An 18,944-nucleotide genomic window follows, 5' to 3' on the forward strand; every position below is an offset into this window, starting at 1 on the left:
GCGCCTTCAGCCGCGGCCGGGGGCGAGACCGGCCTCGGTCATGAGCCGCAGCGCGGACTCGGCCAGCCGGCGCCGCAAGGCGTCGAGGCGGGCCGGGTCCTCCAGCAGGCGGCCCTCGCGCTTGCGCAGCACGCCATCGACCATCACCGTGTCCACATTCCCCGCCTGCGCGCATTCGACGATGGCCGTCGCGGCGTCATGCACCGGCCAGAGGTTGAGGTCGGTGCCGCGCAACAGCACGATGTCCGCCCGCTTGCCGGGCGTGAGGCTGCCCGTCACGCGATCGAGGCCGATCGCGGCCGCCCCGCCGATGGTCGCCCAGGACAGGGCGTGGCGGGAGCCGATGGGGGCGATGCCCGGCCGCGCCCCGCCGGCAGCGGCATCGGCGCGCTGCTGGCCGTGCTGCGCGCTGAGCAGCGCGCATTGCATCTCGCGGAACATCTCCCCGCTCACCCGCGGCTCCACATCCACGCCGATCGAGGGCACGAAGCCCATCTCCACCACGCGCCGCACGATGGGTTCCACCGCATAGCCGCGCAGTTCGGTCTGCACCGTCGCCGTCGTGCTGACGCCGGCCTCGAGCAGCAGCCGCAGCTCATCATCCCCGAGGTAGTTGCCATGGACGATGTTGTGATCCGGCCCGATCAGCCCCTCGGCGAGGAGCGCGCGGTAGCCCTCCACGGCGATCGCCTCCGCCGGGCGCTTCGTGGCGTGGGAGGAAGAGCGCAGTCCAAGCTCGCGCGCCAGGCGCAGGTTGATGCGTGTGGCCTCCAGCGTCGCCCAATGCGGGCCGGCGATGCCGAGCATCATCGTCACCCGTGCGTCCTCCGCGGCCAGCCGGCCGCGGCGGATGCGCTCCACCCGTTCGCGCGGGTTGACGCGCTGCTCGAAGGGCTCGGCGGCCTCGCGCGCCGGCGGCAGCTTGCCGGCGCCCAGCGCGAAGACGGCGCGGATGCCGCTTTCCTCCAGCGCGTCGATCGACCGCTCCGCCTGCTCCAGCGAGGTGACGTTGTGGCAGTAGTCGAGCAGCGTGGTCACACCGGCATCGAGCTGCGCCAGCGCGCCGAGGAGGTTGCCGAGGTAGTTGTCCTCCGGCCCATAGCGCGTCGCCATGTCGGCATGGATGTGACGGAAATAGCCGCCATGCCCCCAATTGGCGGCGATGCCGCGCAGCCCCGTCTGCCAGGTGTGCAGATGCGCGTTGACCAGGCCCGGCATGGCGATGAACCCAGGCCCGCCGATCACCTCCGCATCCGCGGCCTGCAGGCCATGGCCGATGGCGCGGATGGTGTGGCCCTCGACCAGGATCTCGGCATCGCGCAGATCGCCGATGGCCGGGTCCATCGAGACCAGCCAGCCGCAGCGCAGCAGCTTGCGCCGCCCGCGGGAGTCCAGGGTTTCTGGAGCAGGAGCCGCGTTCATGGGACCGCGGCGTGCTCCAGCGCCTTCGGCGTGTAGCCGCCTTCCTCCAGGATGCGCGCGGCGCTGGCGACAAGCTGCTGCTTGCGCTGGCGCAGCACCGCCTCGGGGAAGAGCAGCCGGCCATGCCGCTTGCGCCAGGCGCCGCCGACCATGACGGAATCGACATTGCCCGCGCCCGCCTGCTCGACGGCGCTGTGCACAGGATCATGCACCGGGAAGAGGTTGAGATCCTCGCCGCGCAGCAGGATCAGATCCGCCTGCTTGCCGGGCGTGAGGCTGCCGATGCGGCTTTCGAGCCCGATGGCGCGCGCATTGCCGAGCGTCGCCCAGCCCAGCGCCTCGCGCGAGCGGACGGGCATCTGCCTGAAGGGCGGCCGGTTCGCGGCAGCGTTGTCGCGGTGCTCGCTGAAGCGCGCGAAGAGCAGCGCGGCCTGCATCTCGCGGAACATCTCGCCGCTGTTGATCGGTTCCACATCGATGCCGATCGAGGGCATGAAGCCCAGCCGCCGCACGCGCACCAGCAGCGGTTCCGCGGCATGGCCGTGCAGCTCCGTCATCACGGTCGAGGTGATGGAGGCGCCGGTGTCGAGGATGATCCGCAGTTCCTCGTCGCTGAAGTAGTTGCCGTGCACGATATTGTGGTCGGGGCCGAGCAGCCCTTGCCTGGCCAGCGCCTCATAGCCGCCGGGCGCGACGCAGGCGGCGCGCGGCTTGGTGGCGTGCGAGGTGGAGAGCAGCCCCAATTCGCGCGCCAGCCGCAGATCCTGCTCGGCGACCTCCAGCGTGCCCCAATGCGGCCCGAGGATGGCGAGGGCGAGGGTGACCAGCCCCTCATCCGAGGCGAAGCGCGATCGGCGCAGCGCCGTGACGCGATCGCGCGGGTGCGGGACGTGGGTATAGGGAAGCTCCCCGGGCCGCGTCGGCGGCTTCGCCGTGCCATGCGCGAAGACCGCGCGGATGCCGCTTTCGACGAGGCCATCGACCGAGCGTTCCGCCATCTCGAGCGAGGTGATGTTGTGGCACCAGTCGAGCACGGTGGTGACGCCGCCATCGAGATGCGCGAGGCAGGAGAGAAGGTTGCCGAGATAGTTGTCCTCCGCCCCGTAGCGCGTGGCGAGGTTGGCGTGCATCGTCGCGTGGTAGTCGGGCCCGAGCCATTCGGAGCCGATGGCGCGCAGCCCCGCCTGCCACAGATGCACATGCGCATCGATCAGCCCGGGCATGGCGATCATGTCGCCGGCCTCCACCACCGTCTCCGCCGTCGCGCCCAGCGCGCGGCCGATGGCGGCGATGCGCCCGTCCTGCACCAGGATCTCGGCGTCGCGCAGTTCGCCCAGCGCGGGATCGCCGGTCACGATCCAGCCGCAGCGGATCAGGGTTCGGGTCATGGTCATGGCCTCCAGGCCGGTGTCAGGTCGCGCGCCAGCGGCTGACGAAGCGGTCCGCCAGCCCCTGCGCCTTGGTCAGCACGACGCCGATGATCGAGAGCAGCAGCAGGATGGCGAAGACGTCGCCGGTCTCGAGGATCTGGCCGGCGAGTTGCAGCTTCGCGCCCAGCCCGTAGCGCGCCGTCTGCATCTCCGCCGCCACGATCAGGATGATGGCGATGCCCAGGCCAAGGCGCAGCCCGGCGAAGATCGCCGGCACCGCGCCGGGGATGACGACATGGCGCAGGATCTGCGCGCGCGAGGCGCCGAGGTCGCGCGCCGCGAGGATCAGGCCCGGGTCGGTCTGCTTCACGCCCGTCATGGTGCTGACCAGCACGGGAAAGAGCCCCCCCAGCGCCGCCAGCACGATCAGGAACAAATCGCCGGTGCCGAGCCAGATGACCAGCAGCGGCACCAGCGAGATCTTCGGCACGGGATAGATCGCCGCGACGAAGATGTCGCTGGCGGCGAAGAACTTGCGCGAGGTGCCCATCAGCACGCCGAGCATGACGCCGACCACCGAGCCGAGCAGGAAGCCGCCGAAGATGCGCCAGAGCGTGAGCCCCATGTCGTAGGCGAGGCCCTTCTCCAGGAACAGCCGCACCAGCGAGGTCACCACCGCCGAGGGGGCGGGCAGGAACAGCTCGGGGATGCCCGAGAGACGCACCGCCGCCTCCCAGCCCAGCAGGAAGACCGCCATGGCGAGGGGACCGTAGAACCAGGTCTCGTCGCGCCGGCGGGCCGCGCGGCGCGAGGCGGGCTTGGCGGAGCCGGCGGCGATGTCGCTCATAGGCGCTCCAGCATGGTCCGGCGCACCTCGTCGCGCAGCAGGCCGTAGATCTCGTCGAACAGCGCGCCGAAGCGCGGCGACTTCTGCACATCCAGCGCGCGCGGCCGCGGCAGCTCCACATCGAGCGTCGCGGCGACGCGGCCCGGCCGTGCGGTCATCACCAGCACGCGGTCGCCCAGGAAGATCGCCTCCTCGATCGAGTGCGTCACCAGCACGACGGTGCGGCGGCTGCTCTCGACCAGGCTGGCGAGCTGTTCCTGCAGGTAGAGGCGCGTCTGCGCGTCGAGCGCACCGAAGGGCTCGTCCAGGAACAGGATCTCCGGCTCCATCACCAGGCCGCGCGCCAGGCCCACGCGCTGGCGCATGCCGCCGGAGAGCTGGCCGGGGAAGTGCTTCTCGAAGCCCGCAAGCTCCACGGCGCGGATCGCCTCCTGCGCGCGCGCCTCGCGCTCCGCGCGCGGCATCCCGCCGAGTTCCAGGCCGAAGGCGACATTGTCGAGCACGTTGCGCCAGGGGAGCAGGTTGAAGGATTGCCAGACCGTCGCCATGCGCGGCGGCGGTCCGGCGATGCGCGATGCGCCTTCGCCATAATGGAAACGCACCGCGCCTTCGCTCGCGCTCAGCAGGCCGCGCAGGATGAGCAGGAGCGTGGATTTGCCGCAGCCGGAGGGGCCGACGATGGCGGTGACCTTGCCGGCCGGGAACTCGAAGGAGACATCCTGCAGCGCCTGCGTCACCGCGCCGCTCGCGGTCTCGAAGCGGTGCGAGAGCCGCTCGATCGTGATGCCGGTGAAGGTCGTTTCAGCCGAAGGGATTTGCGTTCTCCAGCCTCTGCCAGGCCTCCGTGATCGCGCGCGTGTCGAAGATCTGGCCCTCCGGCACGGCGCGGGCCACCAGGTCCGTGCGCTCGCGCCAGAAGCGCTGCTGCGCGACGATGGAGTCGAGGTTGGGCATGCCGTTGATCTGCATGAAGGTCCAGCGCGGGCGCGTGCTGTCGATGACCTCGGGCGTCAGCCGCGTGCCTTCGGCCAGGATGCGCAGGATCTCAGGGTTGCCGTCCTGCGCCGCGGCCATGAATTCGCGGTTGCCCTGCATGATCGCCATGCAGAAGCGCACGGCCGCCGAATGCCGTTCCTGCAGGAAGCGCTCGCTCGCCAGCGAACAGGCCAGCACCATGCCGGGTGCCAGCTCGTCGCTCCAGGTTGCGACGCGGCCGACGCCGCGATTCTGCGCGGCGTAGGCGCCGGGCAGTGGCAGGTTCATCAGGCCGATGCGGTTCTGCTGCAGCAGCGGCAGCGAGGTGGCCGGCGCCATGCCCCAGCGCCAGTCCACATCGTTCACCGAAAGCCCGGCGGCCTCGAGCCCGATGGTGTGCAGGTATTGCGCGACGCTGCCGCGCGAGGAGATGCCGATCGCCTGCCCACGCGCGAGGCGGTAGCCCTCCTTGCCGCGGAAGCCGCGCTCCCACATCTCGTTGCTCACCAGGATGGCGTTGGAGCCCATGCCCGGCGTTTCGCGCCCGCGCTCCATGAACAGCTTGATGCCGAGTCCGCGCGCCATGAGGTTGAACAGCCCGGCGCTGATCGTGGCCCCGGTCACGTCGAGTTCGCCGGCCGCGAGCGAGGGCAGTGACAGGCTGCCATCGACATGGGAGGTCGGCACGATCTCGATGTTCAGGCGGCGGAAATAGCCCTTCGCCTCGGCGATCAGGTAGGGACCGGCCGAGATGTAGGGCGCGTAGCCCATCCGGATGCGTGCGGGTTCCAGGAAGTTCGCCTGTGCCATCACGCGGGGCGCGGCAAGGGCGGCAGCCGCGCCTGCGGAGGTGCCGATGAGGCGACGTCGCGTCGTCGGATGGATCATGAGGATCTTCCTGCTCTGCACAGCGCGGCGATCAAACGTTAGCAATCCCTTCTGACAGCGGTCAACGCGGGAAATCCGGCGGACGCCGCCATCAGCGCGGCACGCTGTGCGGACGGATGCGTGGCTTGCGCGTCTCCAGCGGTTCGATCACTCCCGGCGAAGCTGGCGCTGGCTGCCGCCCGATCCCGCCACAGGGTGCCGATGGAGCGGCTGTACTTCGATCTTCCCGTCCCGGCGGACCAGAGCACGCTGCGTTCTCATGAACGCAGCTCGTGCTCTGGAAATCATTGAATCTAGGCCAAGAAATGCGCTCAGCGTCGCGGCAGCGCCGCGACCCATCTGAACGCGTATTGCTCTGGGCATCCGCCCGGGCGTCTGCCTGGCCAGCCGACGCCACGCGCCATGCCCGCGACCAGAAGCGCCAGATCGATCCCGTCGGATGGACCCGGTGCTCTGGTACCCGTTGAATCCGGGCTCGGGAACGCGTTCAGATGGTGCCGTCCGAACAGAAATTCGTTCTGGTGCCTGGCGATGCTGCTTCAGCCCAGCGCGCGGATCACCTCCTCGGTCGTGGTCACAAGTGCGACGTTGCGCATCGCGTAGTCGATCGAGGCGCGGTGCCAATCGGCGTTCATGGTCGAGCAGCCATCCTCGGGGATGACCATGACATAGCCCTTGTCGGCGCCGGTGCGGGCGGTGTGCTCGATGCTCATGTTTGTCCAGGCGCCGGTCTCGATGATGAGGTCACGGCCCTCCGCCTTCAGGATCCGCTCAAGCGAGGTCCCCTCCCAGGCGCTCATCCGGGCCTTGCGGATGATGTGGTCGCCCGGCTGCGCCTCCAACCCCGGCACGGGTTCAGCGCCCCAACTGCCCTCGACCAGCGCATTGGCATCGATGCAGCCTTCGAAGAGCGGCGCATTCAGCGTCATGTCGCGGCCATCCGCGCGGCGAATGAACCAGACATGGATCACCGGTACGCCGCGCGCGCGGCAGGCCGCGGCAAGGCGCGCGATGTTCGCGATGGCGTTCTGCTGGCGGCAGTGATCGGGGCTGCCGGAAGATGCGAAGGCACCACCATCCATGACCACGTCGTTCTGCATGTCCTGGATGATCAGCGCGCAGCGCGCCGGGTCGAGCCGCAGCCTCTCTTCGCCGCCGGCCGGCGTGGCGCCGTGCTGCGGGCGCGCCTGCATGAAGGGCTCGCTGCGCGGCCCGACCTTGACCGGAATGGCATAGACCGAGGTTGAGGCGCAGACATAGAGCGTGCGCCAATCCGGCCCGCCCCAGTGCAGGTTGGCCGCGAGTTCTGGAATCGAAACATTCCCGATCAGGCGGCCCCCCGGTGAATAGACCCAAAGCCCGCCCGGTGCCGTCACCCAGAGATTGCCCTCGGCATCGCATTTCATGCCGTCCGGCACGCCGGGCAGCAGCGCATCGCGCAGGCCGGAGGCGAAGATGCGCCCGTTCCTGAGCGTCCCATCCGGGGCGACCTCGTAGACGCGGATATTGGCCTGGTCGGTGTCGTTCACATACAACAGCGATTCATCGGGCGAGAAGCACAGTCCGTTGGGCTGGCTGTAGGTGTAGCGATCGACCAGCAGTTGCGGCTCTTCCCCTGGTCTTGCACCGGGGCGGATGCGGAAAACGCCCTGCCAGCCGAGCTGGCGTGGCCGTTCCACGCCATAGACCGGCATGCGGCCATACCAGGGATCGGTGAAGTAGATCGCGCCGGAGGAATGCACGCAGAGATCATTGGGCGAGTTCAGCTCGCGCCCCTGGAAATGGCTGGCCAAAGTCTCTCGCGTTCCATCCGGCCGGATGCGCACGACCGAGGAGGTCGCGTGTTCGCAAGCGAGCAGGTTGAGATCGGCATCATAGGTCAGGCCATTGGCCTTGTTCGAAGGGCGCGTCGCATCACGCACCCCCGCGCGATCCAGCCGCCGTCGCACATCCGCCGGCATGTCGGAGAACAGAAGGTAGTGCTCCGTCGGGTGCCAGATCGGCCCTTCGGTGAAGGTGAAGCCGCTGCCGGCCTGGCGCACGGGTGCGTGCTCGTCGATCAGGCGGCGAAAGGCGGGATCGAGCGCGGCATGGGCCATGGCTGGACTCCTCAGACCGGGAACCAGTCCCGGCGCGCAACGGTCTGCGTCACCGGCCCCGGCACGGCGAGGTCGAGCCGGCCCACCACCTGGCCGCGCTCGATCTTCGCGGGCTTGTCATGCACCGGCAGCAGGAAGCGGGAGGAATTCAGCAGCTTCTTGATCGCCGCCTTCTCGCTGCGCTTCGAGCCCGCATGGTTGCCCGTGACCTGCGGCTCATTGGCGCTGATCTGGTAGAGCGGCTCCACGATCTGGTCGTTGAAGTCGTAGATCACGTCGCCGCAGATGGTGGCGAGGCCTTCCGCCGTCTCGACATGCACGTTCATCGAGCCCTCGGTATGGGCGTTCGCGGCCTCCAGCACCACGCCGGGCATGATCTCGACGGGACCGGAGAGTTCCAGATCCTCGAAGCGCAGCGCGTGGCGCGTGTGCAGCCGCTCGATCAGGTGCTGGATGTCGGGCTTGGGATATTGCGGATGCATGAGGCCCGAGACGGAGCACTCCATCTCGCGCCGGTTCACCACCACGGTGGTGTTCATCGGGAAATGGTCGTCCTTGCCGGCGTGATCGATATGCAGATGCGTGTGCAGCACATAGCGCACATCGCCCACCTTCACGCCGTGGCGGGCGAGCTGGCGCTCGATCATGTTCTCGTGGAATTGCAGGCCGCGCATGCCCAGCGTCTCCATGATCGCATTGTCGCGATAGCCGGTATCGACGACGATGGGATAGCGCCCGCCCAGGATCAGGAAGCCATAGACGGGCACGCGGCGGATGCGTCCGCAATCGCGCGCCAGAACCAGGAAGCTCGATTCCAGTTCGATGTCTCCGTAGTCGAGCAGCTTGATCTCCAGGGCCATCTTTTCCTCCCTAAAGCCGGTAGACCCGGCAGGCATTGTCGAAGAACAGGGCACGCCTTGCGGCGTCGTCCAGTGTGTCGGTCGCGCGCAGATGCGCGGCCAGCAGCGGCGCATAGCCGGTCCAGAGCTTCTCGATGGGGAAGTTGGAGCCCCAGAGGCAGCGCGCGGTGCCGAACAGCGCCAGGGTCTCGCGCACCAGCCAGGCGATGTGGTCGGGATCGTTGCGGTGGATGAAGGTGCCGAAGCCCGAGAGCTTCACCATCACATTGGAGCAAGCAGCGAGCCGGGCCATGCCCGAGCGCCAGGAATTCCGGCCGGCGCTGGAGAGGTCCTCCAGCATCCCCGCATGCTGAAGCACGAAGGTCACGCGCGGGCAGGCGGCGGCCAGGGCAGCCGCGCCTTCCATCTGCCCGGGGAAGACCTGCAGGTCGAAGCTGAAGGCATAGTCGGCCAGATGCGCGATGTTGCGCCGTACGGTCGGATCCGCGCAGAGATCCGCATGCGGTGCGAAGCGGTACAGCGGGTTGGCGTGCCAATGGAATTGCTGGCGGATGCCACGCACCCGCGGCAGGCGCGCCAGCCGATCCAGCGCGGGCCGCACATCCGCCACCGTCATGTCGGCATAGGCGATGGTCGCGTGCGGCCAGCCGGTTTCCCGCCCGAGCCCCTCGATCCAGGAAGCTTCCTCGAAGGCGCGATCCACCGGCCAATTGGCCTGGACGTAGACCGCCTTCTCCACGCCCGTGCCGGCAAGATCGGTGCGATACTCGGCGATGGGATAGTCGCGCCGGATCGCCTCATAGGGGCCGAAGATGCGCGGCTGCATCGGTCCGCTCAGCCAGGGCAGGTCGGCCTGCCGCCAGGTATGGAAGTGGCTGTCCACGATCCTCATGCGCCGATCCTCGCCAGGGGGCGCGGGCCCAGCAGGTGCCGGGCGATGGCAAGCGGGCTTGATCCGTCACCCAACTCGTCGATGAAGGGAAGGATTGCGCGCAGCGCCCCTGTCTCTGGCCGAAAGCCGGGGTCGCCGGCGAGCGGTGTGAGCCAGATCACCCGCCAGGCGAGTCCCCGCAGCTTCCGCATGGCGCCGAGCAGCGCCTCCGGACCGCCGCGTTCCAGCCCATCGGAGAGAATCACCACTGCCGCCCCGCGCGCGAAGCTCGCGAAGCGCGGCACGGCGAGGAAGACCGAGAGTGCCTCGCCCAGCCTTGTCCCGCCATCCCAATCCGCGACCAGGCCGGCGGCCAGCGTCAGCGCCTGTTCCCGAGAGCGATGCCGCAGCGGGCGCGTGACGCGCGTCAGCCGCGTGCCGAGGGTGAAGACCTCCGCCCGCTCGGCCGACTGCACCATGGCGTGGGCGAGGCGCAGCGCACCATCTGTCCCCGCCTTCATGCTGCCCGACACATCGACCAGCAGCAGAAGGCGGCGCTGGCGCTGCTGGCGGCGGCGTGTCGGCAGCCGGGCCAGTTCGCCATCGCGCTTCAGCAAGTCGCGGAAGGCGCGGCGCGGATCGGCCAGCCGCCCGCGCCCGGCCTGGATGCGCCGCGACCTGCGCCGCGGCATTGCATCGGGCAGGGCGCGCGCGAAGGCGCGCAGCACCGCATCCTCATCCAGCGCCTGCAGCGTGCGCGCGATCAGCCTCTCCTGGGTCGTGGCCTCGGCGCCGGAGGGCTCCTCCTCCTGCGGTTCGGGCAGCAGTTCGAAGGTGCCGGCATCATAGGCGCGGGGCATCTCCTCGCCTTGCGCCTCGCCGGGTGCGATGAAGGCGCGGCCGAGGAAGATGGTGTCGAACACATCGTCGAAGTCCTGCCGCCGATCGGGCGACGGGCCGAACAGCGCATGGGCGGCGCGCCGCACGTCGCGGATCGAGCGCGGCCCGAGCAGACCCACCGCCGCGAGGAAGCTCTGTACCTGTTCCGGTGCAGCCGCGAAGCCGGCGCCGCGCAGGGCCGGGGCGAAGGCCAGGAAGGGGGCGAGTGCAGGCGGGATCACGCGGCGCCCTTCAGCACGGCATCAAGCCGCGGCGCGATGAAGGCGAGGTCGTCCTGGTCCTTCAGCACCACGCCGATGGACCGCGCGAAGGCCGCCGGCCAGGGCGCGCCCTGCGCGTTGAGCAGCGTCGCGGCCTCGGCCCATTCCACCGTCTCGGCCACGCCTGGCGGCTTGGCGAGGGGTTCCGCGCGCAACCGCCCGACCGCCGCCACGACCTTATGTGCGGTCTCCCGGGCCACGGCGGAGGCGCGCATCATGACGATCTGCGCCTCAAGCTGCGGCTCGGGATAGCCGATCCAGTGATAGACGCAGCGCCGGCGCAGCGCCTCATGCAGTTCGCGCGTGCGGTTGGAGGTGAGGATCACCACCGGCGCCTCGGCCGCGCGAATGGTGCCGCGTTCCGGGATGGAGAGGCTGAAATCGGAGAGGAATTCCAGCAGGAAGGCCTCGAATTCATGGTCGGAACGGTCGATCTCGTCGATCAGGAGCACGCGTTCCTTCGGCCGTTGCAGCGCCAGCAGCAGCGGGCGCGCGATGAGAAACTCGTCGCCATAGAGGTTCACATAGGCATCGCCGGCCTGACGGATGGCGAGCATCTGGCGCGGGAAATTCCATTCATACATCGCCGCCGCGGCGTCGATGCCCTCATAGGCCTGCAGCCGCACGAGTTCGCGCCCCAGCACGGCGGCGATGGCCTTGGCGGCCTCGGTCTTGCCCACGCCGGGCGCGCCTTCCAGCAGCAGCGGCTTGCCGAGTGCAAGCGCCAGGTAGGCGGCGGTGGCGATGCCCTCATCGGCAAGGTACTGCGCATCGCGCAGCGCGCGTGCGAGCGCCTCGGGGCTGTCGATGCCGCCGATGCTGCGCCGGATCGCCATGCTACTGGCCCGGTCGCTGCTGTCGGATTTCGACAGCAGCGTGAATCGGCCCAGCCATCACAGCCGGCGGCGCGGCTTGGCGCCGCCATTGGCACGCAGGCCGCGCAGCACCTTCTCCGGCGTGACGGGCAGCTCATCGATGCGCACGCCGATGGCGTCATAGACCGCGTTGACGACGGCCGGCAGCACCGGGTTGGCGCACATCTCGCCCGGCCCCTTGCCGCCATAGGGACCATCCTCGGCGGGGCGTTCCAGCACGCTGATATGGTGCGGCGCCAGGTCCCCGGGGCCGGGCATCAGGTAGGTGTTGAAATCCACCGGCCCGTGCTCTCGCGCCGGGTAGTAGGGCTCGGTCGTTTCCCAGGCAGCGTGGCTCATGCCCATCCAGGCGCCGCCGCGCAGCTGCTGTTCGACCAAGCGCGGATTCAGTGCGCGGCCGACCTCATAGGCCGATTTCATGTCAACGACCGTCACTTCGCCGGTCTCGTCATCCACCTCGACCTCCACCAGCATCGCGGCATGGGCGAAGGTGGTGACGGGCGACATCTCGCCCGTGTCGGGATCGACATCGCTGAGCGGGATCAGGAAGATGCCGCGCCCGGCGATGGTGCGCCCCTGCTTGAACTGCGCCGCCTGCGCCGCCGCCATGGTGGTGATGGAACGCCCCGGCGCGCCGCGCACATGGATGTTGCCGCGCCCATCGGTGACGAGGTCGCCGGCATCGACCTCCAACTCCTCGGCAGCGGCTTCCAGCATCACCGCGCGGGCCTCGCGCGCCGCCATGATCACGGCATTGCCCATGCGATGCGTGCCGCGGCTGGCGAAGCTGCCCATGTCATGGGGCCCCGTGTCGCTGTCGGCGGTGTCGACATAGACATCCTCGACCGGCACGCCGAGCGTCTCGGCCGCGATCTGGCGCGTGACGGATTTCATGCCCTGGCCGAGATCGATGGCGGAGAGCGCCACGGTGAACTTGCCGTCGGGGTTCGAATGGATCAGCGCCTGGCTGGGATCACCGCCGAGATTCATGCCGATGGGATAGTTGATCGCCGCGAAACCGCGGCCGCGATGCAGCGCCATGCTCAGCGCCTCCGGAAGCCGGAGAGGGAGGAGAAGCGCATCGCCCCCGCGCGCGGCGTGGCGGGCGGTGCGGGCGGCGGTGGTGGGCCGCCCGGCGTCGAGTTGGATGTCGGCATGGGCGAGGGGGCGGGCGGCGTGGCACGTGACGGCGTGGCGTAGGCGGCTGGCACGCCCGGAGAGGTGGGCTGTCGCAGGTTCTTCCGCGCGTAGGAGCCCGCCTGGAAACCCTGCACGCGCCCGCCCTCATCGGTCGCGGTGAAGGCCGGCAGGCGCGCGCGCTCACCCCCGCCATCGCGGCGCGAGGAGGCCGCCTGCATGGCGGGGCTGAGCTTCACGCCCGCCTTCTCCGCCACGACCTGCGCGCATTCGATCAGCGCGCAGTTCTTCGCAAGGCGCCGATGCGCCTTCATGTCGCCGTCGCGATAGGCGTTGAGGATGCGCAGTTCGATCGGATTCATCCCGACCGCCTCGGCCACCTTGTCCATATGCGCCTCGATGGCGAAATCGACACCGGTGATGCCGAAGCCGCGCATCGCCGTGGCGGGCGTGCGGTTCGTGAACACGCAATAGACGTTCGCCGAGACGTTCGGGATGGTGTAGGGACCCGGCAGATGCCCCACGCCCTTGATGATCGCGTAGGAGGAAAGCCGCGTATAGGCGCCGGAATCGAAGTAGCCCGTGAAGTGCCGCGCGACGATGCGGCCATCGCGCATGACGCCATCCTTCAGGTACCAGCGCTCCGCCCCGCGTGGCGCGCCGACCTGCATTTCCTCCTCCCGGTCCCACATGTACTTGCAGGGGCGGCCGGTGAGCATCGCGCCCAGGATGGCAAGCGGTTCGTGGATGCTGTCCACCTTGCCGCCGAAGCCACCACCGACCGTCCCGCCGATGAAATGCAGGCGCGAGGAGGGCATCTCCAGCACCTTCGAGGAGGTGGCGAGCGAGAAGAACAGCGCCTGGGTCGAGGTGTAGCAGACATAGCGGCCATTCTGCTCGGGCGCGGCGATGGCGCCGCAGGTCTCGATCGGCGCCTGCTCGATCGGCGACATCTGGTAGCGGCCCTCGACGATATGGTCGGCCTGGCGGAAGGCGGCCTCGACATCGCCGAAGCGCAGCTTCTGGTGATCGTACTTGCCGTGATAGACGAACTTGTTGCCGGGATAGATGTCGAGCACGGTGGGCGCGCCGGGGCGGATCGCCTCCTCCACGTCGAGCACATGGGGCAGGGGTTCCCACTCCACCATCACCTTCGCCACCGCGTCGCGCGCGCGCGCCTCGCTGGTCGCGATCACGGCGGCGACGGGCTCACCCCGGTAGCGCACGCGCTCGGTGGACAGCAGTGGTTCGTCATCGAGGCCGAAATCGAGCAGCGAGAGCAGCGTGTTCAGGTTGCGCGGCACGTCCTTGCCGGTGAGGATCCGCACCACGCCCGGCATCTGTGCCGCCGCCTGCGTATCGATGCGCCGGACCCGCGCCGCGTGGTGGGGCGAGCGCACGCAGCGGATGTGCAACAGCCCCTCGAACAGGTGGTCGTCATAGAAGGGCGAGCGGCCGGTGACATGGCCGGTGATGTCCTGCCGGCGCGTCGGACGGCCGACCTCGTTGAGGTTGTCGTCGCGCTCATCGGCGAAGAGATCCTTGCGGAAGTCGATCATCGCCTGCTGCGTCAGCGTGCCGCTCATGCCCGCTTCCTCCCTTCCGCCACGTCGAGGATCGCGGCGATGATCGGCTCATAGCCCGTGCAGCGGCAGATGTTGCCGGCGATGGCCTCGATCACCGCCTCGCGGTCCGGGCGCGGGTTGCGGTCGAGCAGCGCCTTCGCCGCCATCAGCATCCCCGGCGTGCAATAGCCGCATTGCGCGGCGAAGCGGTCCATGAAGGCATCCTGCAGCGGATGCAGCGCCGGCGTGGCGAGCCCCGCCGCGGTCTCGATCCGCCTTCCCTGCGCGGCCTCGCCCAGCGTCAGGCAGGCGAGGTGCGGCGCACCATCGATCAGCACCGTGCAGGCGCCGCAACTGCCCTGGCCGCAGCCATATTTCGGCGAGAGATCCCCCACGCCGCGGCGCAGCAGGTCAAGCAGGTTCTGGCCATCCTCGGTGAAGGCGGCCTTGGCCTCACCGTTCAGCGTGAAGGTGACCGGCTTCAGCGCCATTTCACGCCATCCTTTCCAGCAGCCGACGCAGATGCACGCCGGCCACCTCGCGCCGATACCAGCTGCTGGCCAGCGCATCCGTCGGCGGGTCGAGCCCATCGGTGGCGAGTTGCGCGGCGCGCGCGATGGCGGCAGCATCCAGCGTGCCGCCCTCCAGCGCGCGCTCGGCCGAGAGCGCGCGCAGCGGCAGGGGGCCGAGCCCGACGCAGGCGATGCGCACGCCGCGCAGCCGCCCGCCCTCGCGCGGCAGATGCGCGGCGAAGGACATCACCGAGACGCCCTTCGGCTTCACGCGGCTGACCTTGTGGAAGCCGAAGGCGCGCGCATCGCGCGGGCGCGGCACCTGCACGGCGGCAACCAGGCCCGCGCGGGCGCGATCGCGCAGCAGGTCCTCGATCGGGCGCTGCATGCCGCCCGCCATCACCACCCGCGCCCCGAGCGCCAGCAGCGCGGCGGCGAGGTCGCCATAGGGATGGGCGGCGAAGAGATTGCCGCCGATCGTTGCCATGTTGCGAATCTGCGGCCCGCCCACGGCGCGCACCACCGGGTGCAGGAAGGCGAGGTCCGGATGCGCGGCGATCGCCGCCATGGTCACGCCCGCACCGATCTCGAAGCCATCGCCCTGCGCGCGGATCTGCGCCAGCGCGGGATCCGTGCTGCGCAGGATGCGGCCCTGCACCAGCCCTGCATTCAGGTCGCGCATCACCAGCGTGCCGCCGCCAAGATACACGTCGCCGGTGCCAAGCGCGCGCTGCGCCTCCGTGATCGAGGCGAAGCTCTCCACCGTCACGGCCATCAGCCGCCCCCCCGTGCCAGGTGGTCGCGGATCGCCGCGAAGCCGCCATTGTAGATGTTCTCGCCGACCATCCGCGCCAGCTCCGCCTCACGCCCCGCCGGCGTATCGAAGCGGCTCTCCCAGTGCCAGAAGGTGTGGTCGCCATCCGTCACCGGGGCGAGGCGCACATGCGCGACGTAGTTCAGCAGCGGAATCGGTGTCTCCAGCAGGCAATAGCTGAAGGCCATGTCGGCATCCGAGAGGGCGAGCAGCCGTTCCCGCAGTTCCGAGCCATCCTGCAGCGTGAAGCGCCGCACGCAGCCGATGCGATCGGCGCTCTGCCCGCGCTCGATCTGGCTCTGCGCCACGGCGGGGTGCCAGCGGTCATGCCCGTTGAAGTCGCGCAGCACCGCCCAGACCGTCTCGACCGGCGCGGCGATCACGGTGCTGCGCACGACCTTGGGCATGTCACGCCGCCATCTGGCGCTTGAGCGCCGAGAAGGCCGCCTGGAAGACGTTCTGGCCGATGCCGTTCACCAGGTCGTCCGTCGCTTCCGGCGCGCAGTCGAATTCCGCCGACCACTCCGCGAAGGTGCGGTCGCCATCGGTGATCGGGCTCAGTCGCAGCGTTGCCACGTAGTTGGTCAGCGGCATCGGGCTTTCGAGGATCGAGTAGGTGCAGAAATACTCGTAATCCGACAGGCCGAGCAGCTGTTCGCGCAACCTGTCGCCATTCTGCAGGCGGAAGTCGCGCACGCAGCCCACCCGGTCCGCGGGTTCGCCATTCTCGATGCGGCTTTCACGTACCGCCGGCACCCAGCGCGGCAGGCCGTTGAAGTCGCGCACGCGTTCCCAGACGCGCGCGACGGGTGCCTCGATCACCGAGCTCACATAGACGCGGGGCATCTACTTCTGGTCCCCCTTGCCGGCCTTGCGCGCGCCTTCCGCGATGCGCTGCATGTCGGAAGCCTCGCGGATCAGCCCACCCTGCTTGGCGAGGCTGCCGCCCTCGATGCCGATGTCGCCGAGCAGGCTGTCGATCAGCGGCGCCTGCACGCGGTAGCGCAGCGCGGAGTTGATGACCTCGTCCGTCGGCGAGCCGCCGGCGCCAGAGCCGCCACCCAGGCCATCCATCTGCACGATGCGGATGTCGTTGATCTTCTCCAGCGGCTTGACGCTGGCCGCGACGATCCCCTCGACATGTTCGAGCAGCTTGCGCCGGAACAGCGAGCTGCGCGCCTCGTCGGTCAGGATGTTCTCCGCCTCGTTCATCAGCTTCTGTGCTTCGGCCATCACCGCCGCGCGAATCTGCTCGGCCTCGGCCATCAGGCGCGCCTCGGCCGCCGCCTTTTCCGCCAGCAGCACATCGACCGACTTCTGGCGGGCAGCGACCTCGGTGGCGCGGGCCGTCTGCACCTTCTCCTCGGAGGCCGCAGCCAGCGCCCTGGCCATCTCGGCCTCGGCCCGCGCGGCGGATTCCTCCAGAGACTTCCGATAGAGCGCGATGGCCTTGTCCATCTGCACGCTCTCGACCGTGCGCTCGCGTTCGACCTCCAGCCGTCGGCGGATGGTTTCGTGGTCGATGCGGATCTCGTCGAGCTGCCGTTCGGAGGCGATGCGCGCGCGCTCGATGTCCTCGCGGCTCTCGATCTCGGCCTCGCGCAGCGCCTGCACGCGGGCGATTTCGATCTGCTCCAGTGCGCGGCGGCGCTCGACCTGCGCGGCGGCCACGGTGCGCTCGCGCTCGACCTCCGCCGATTCCACATCGCGCTGGGCGGCGATCTGCGCCTGACGCACCGCGGCATCGGCCTGGGCGGCGCGCGCCTTCTCCGCCGCCAGGGCAACCAGCTTGGACTGCTCCGCAGCCTCGACGATGCGGGAGCGCTCGATATCGGTGATCTCGCGCGTCTGGCGGCTGGCGATGCGGTCCTGCTCGAGTGCGAGCTCGGCGGCGATGCGCGCCTTCTCCACTTCCTCGCGCCGGGCGATCTCGGCCCCCTCGAGCGCCTGTTCGCGGGCGATCTCGCGGGCGCGGATCGTCTCCGCCGCGGCGATGCGCGCGGCCTCGGTCGCCTGGTTCGCCGCGATCTCCACCGCCTCGACCGCCTTCTGGCGCTCGATCTCCAGTTCGCGGATGCGCCGATCCTCGCTGATCCGGGCCTCGTTCACCTCGGCGGCCTGGGCGATGCGGGCGCGTTCCACGGCCTCGCGCGCGGCGATCTCGGCCTCCTCCAGCGTCTTCTGGCGCTCGATCTCCTGGCGGCGGACCTTCTCCTCGCCCGAGATGCGGGTCTGGGTCAGCAGCAGGGTCTGGGCCATGCGGCGCTTCTCGGTCTCCTCGCGCGCCACGATCTCGGCCTGCTCGACGCTGCGCTGGCGCTCGATCTCCAGCCCCTGGGTCTCGCGATCCTTGGCGATGCGCGCTTCCTCGATCGCCTTCTCCTGGGCGATGCGCGCGCGTTCCGTCGCCTCGCGCGCCGCGATCTCGGCCTCCTGCAGCGATCGCTGCTTGGCGATCTCGCGCGCCTGGGTCTCGCGCTCATTCTCGATGCGCGCCTCGCGGACATTGCGTTCCTGCAGGCTGCGCTGCTTCTCGATCTCCTCGCGCGCGGCGATCTCCTCGGCGTCGATCGCCTTCTGGCGCGCGATCTCGCGGCCGCGTACCTCGCGTTCGGAGGCGATGCGCGCCTCGGCGATGGCGCGTTCATTGGCGATGCGCGCCTTCTCGATCGCCTCGCGCGCGGTGATCTGCGCCTCTTCCGCCTCGGTGTCGCGGGTTGCACGCTCGCGGGCCAGAAGTGCCCGCTGCTGGGCGCGGCGGAACTCGATCTCGCGCTCCTGGTCGAGCCGCGCTTCCTCGCTCTCGCGCTCGATATCCAGGGCCTGCTTCTCGGATTCCAGGTTGCGCGCCCGGATCTTGATCATCGCATCCTGTTCGATGTCGTTGCGCAGCTTGCGCTTGTCCTCGATGTCGCGGATCAGCGCGGTCAGGCCCTCGGCGTCGAAGCGGTTGGAGGGGTTGAAGAATTCCAGGCTCGTTTGGTCGATGTCCAGGATCGCGACACTCTCGAGCTCAAGCCCGTTCTTCTCCAGATCCGCCTGCGCCAGGGCCTTCACCCGCGCCACGTAGTCCGAGCGCTTCTCATGCATCCCGGCCATGTCCATCTCGGCCGCCACGGCGCGCAGCGCACTCTCGAACTTGCCCGAGAGCAGGGCGCTCAGCCTCTCGGGTTCGAGCGTGCGTCGGCCAAGCGTGGAGGCCGCCATGGCCACGGCGCGCTTCTCCGGCTGCACGCGCACGTAGAATTCGGCCTCGAGGTCGATTCGCATGCGGTCGCGCGTGATCAGCGCCTCGCCCTTCGCGCGGGAGACCTGCAGCGGCACGACGTTCATGTTGACCGGCGTGATGTCGTGCACGATGGGCCAGACGAAGGCGCCGCCGTCGATCACCACCTTCTCGCCCAGGAAGCCGGTGCGGACGAAGGCGATCTCCTTGGTCGAACGCCGGTACAGGCGCTGCATCACCCAGTAGATGATGGCGATGCCGATGACGGCGACGATCAGCAATAGGATGAGTTGCCCGATGAATTGCCCGGTCATGCTCGTTCC

17 protein-coding genes are annotated in these 18,944 nt (G+C 69.4%); all 17 read right to left on the minus strand.

Going from position 1 to position 18,944, the window contains the following annotated elements:
• Positions 1-6 precede the first annotated feature (6 nt).
• Positions 7-1,422: an amidohydrolase family protein gene (locus tag AC2D9U_RS10345; RefSeq protein ID WP_484748528.1), complete on the minus strand. Its 1,416-nt coding sequence runs from the start codon at positions 1,420-1,422 to the stop codon at positions 7-9.
• A complete protein-coding gene (locus tag AC2D9U_RS10350) occupies positions 1,419-2,810 on the minus strand; it encodes an amidohydrolase family protein (RefSeq protein ID WP_484748529.1) in 1,392 nt (463 codons plus the stop codon). The genes AC2D9U_RS10345 and AC2D9U_RS10350 overlap by 4 nt, the downstream gene beginning before the upstream one ends.
• Before the next feature lie 22 nt (positions 2,811-2,832).
• On the minus strand, positions 2,833-3,639 hold the full coding sequence (locus AC2D9U_RS10355) for an ABC transporter permease (RefSeq protein ID WP_484748531.1): 807 nt from the start codon (positions 3,637-3,639) through the stop codon (positions 2,833-2,835).
• Positions 3,636-4,376 (minus strand): ABC transporter ATP-binding protein, encoded by a 741-nt coding sequence (locus tag AC2D9U_RS10360; protein WP_484748533.1) that lies wholly within the window; start codon positions 4,374-4,376, stop codon positions 3,636-3,638. The genes AC2D9U_RS10355 and AC2D9U_RS10360 overlap by 4 nt, the downstream gene beginning before the upstream one ends.
• 64 nt (positions 4,377-4,440) lie before the next feature.
• Positions 4,441-5,502, minus strand: a complete 1,062-nt coding sequence (locus tag AC2D9U_RS10365; RefSeq protein WP_484748535.1) for an ABC transporter substrate-binding protein — start codon at positions 5,500-5,502, stop codon at positions 4,441-4,443.
• A gap of 539 nt (positions 5,503-6,041) precedes the next feature.
• Positions 6,042-7,601 (minus strand): isochorismatase family protein, encoded by a 1,560-nt coding sequence (locus tag AC2D9U_RS10370; protein WP_484748537.1) that lies wholly within the window; start codon positions 7,599-7,601, stop codon positions 6,042-6,044.
• A gap of 11 nt (positions 7,602-7,612) precedes the next feature.
• Positions 7,613-8,461, minus strand: a complete 849-nt coding sequence (locus AC2D9U_RS10375) for an N-acyl homoserine lactonase family protein (RefSeq protein WP_484748538.1) — start codon at positions 8,459-8,461, stop codon at positions 7,613-7,615.
• 10 nt (positions 8,462-8,471) lie between these two features.
• Entirely contained in the window at positions 8,472-9,353 is an 882-nt protein-coding gene (locus AC2D9U_RS10380; protein ID WP_484748540.1) for an amidohydrolase family protein, read from the minus strand.
• On the minus strand, positions 9,350-10,453 hold the full coding sequence (locus AC2D9U_RS10385) for a vWA domain-containing protein (protein ID WP_484748542.1): 1,104 nt from the start codon (positions 10,451-10,453) through the stop codon (positions 9,350-9,352). The genes AC2D9U_RS10380 and AC2D9U_RS10385 overlap by 4 nt, the downstream gene beginning before the upstream one ends.
• Entirely contained in the window at positions 10,450-11,328 is an 879-nt protein-coding gene (locus AC2D9U_RS10390) for an AAA family ATPase (RefSeq protein WP_484748543.1), read from the minus strand. The genes AC2D9U_RS10385 and AC2D9U_RS10390 overlap by 4 nt, the downstream gene beginning before the upstream one ends.
• A 57-nt stretch (positions 11,329-11,385) precedes the next feature.
• Positions 11,386-12,408 carry a xanthine dehydrogenase family protein molybdopterin-binding subunit gene (locus AC2D9U_RS10395; protein ID WP_484748545.1) on the minus strand — a complete coding sequence of 341 codons (1,023 nt, stop codon included), beginning with the start codon at positions 12,406-12,408 and terminating at the stop codon, positions 11,386-11,388.
• Positions 12,409-12,410: 2 nt separating this feature from the next.
• Positions 12,411-14,090, minus strand: a complete 1,680-nt coding sequence (locus tag AC2D9U_RS10400; protein WP_484748547.1) for a xanthine dehydrogenase family protein molybdopterin-binding subunit — start codon at positions 14,088-14,090, stop codon at positions 12,411-12,413.
• Positions 14,087-14,560, minus strand: a complete 474-nt coding sequence (locus AC2D9U_RS10405) for a (2Fe-2S)-binding protein (RefSeq protein ID WP_484748548.1) — start codon at positions 14,558-14,560, stop codon at positions 14,087-14,089. The genes AC2D9U_RS10400 and AC2D9U_RS10405 overlap by 4 nt, the downstream gene beginning before the upstream one ends.
• 1 nt (position 14,561) lies before the next feature.
• Positions 14,562-15,356 (minus strand): FAD binding domain-containing protein, encoded by a 795-nt coding sequence (locus tag AC2D9U_RS10410; RefSeq protein WP_484748550.1) that lies wholly within the window; start codon positions 15,354-15,356, stop codon positions 14,562-14,564.
• Positions 15,356-15,802, minus strand: a complete 447-nt coding sequence (locus AC2D9U_RS10415) for an SRPBCC family protein (protein WP_484748552.1) — start codon at positions 15,800-15,802, stop codon at positions 15,356-15,358. Before AC2D9U_RS10415 ends, AC2D9U_RS10410 begins: the two co-directional genes overlap by 1 nt.
• Position 15,803: 1 nt before the next feature.
• Entirely contained in the window at positions 15,804-16,241 is a 438-nt protein-coding gene (locus tag AC2D9U_RS10420) for an SRPBCC family protein (RefSeq protein WP_484748554.1), read from the minus strand.
• The gene (locus AC2D9U_RS10425) at positions 16,242-18,935 is read right to left on the minus strand and encodes a flotillin family protein (protein ID WP_484748556.1); all 2,694 of its coding nucleotides are present in this window, start codon (positions 18,933-18,935) and stop codon (positions 16,242-16,244) included.
• Positions 18,936-18,944: the final 9 nt, after the last annotated feature.

The organism is Roseomonas sp. TF40 (assembly GCF_057219975.1).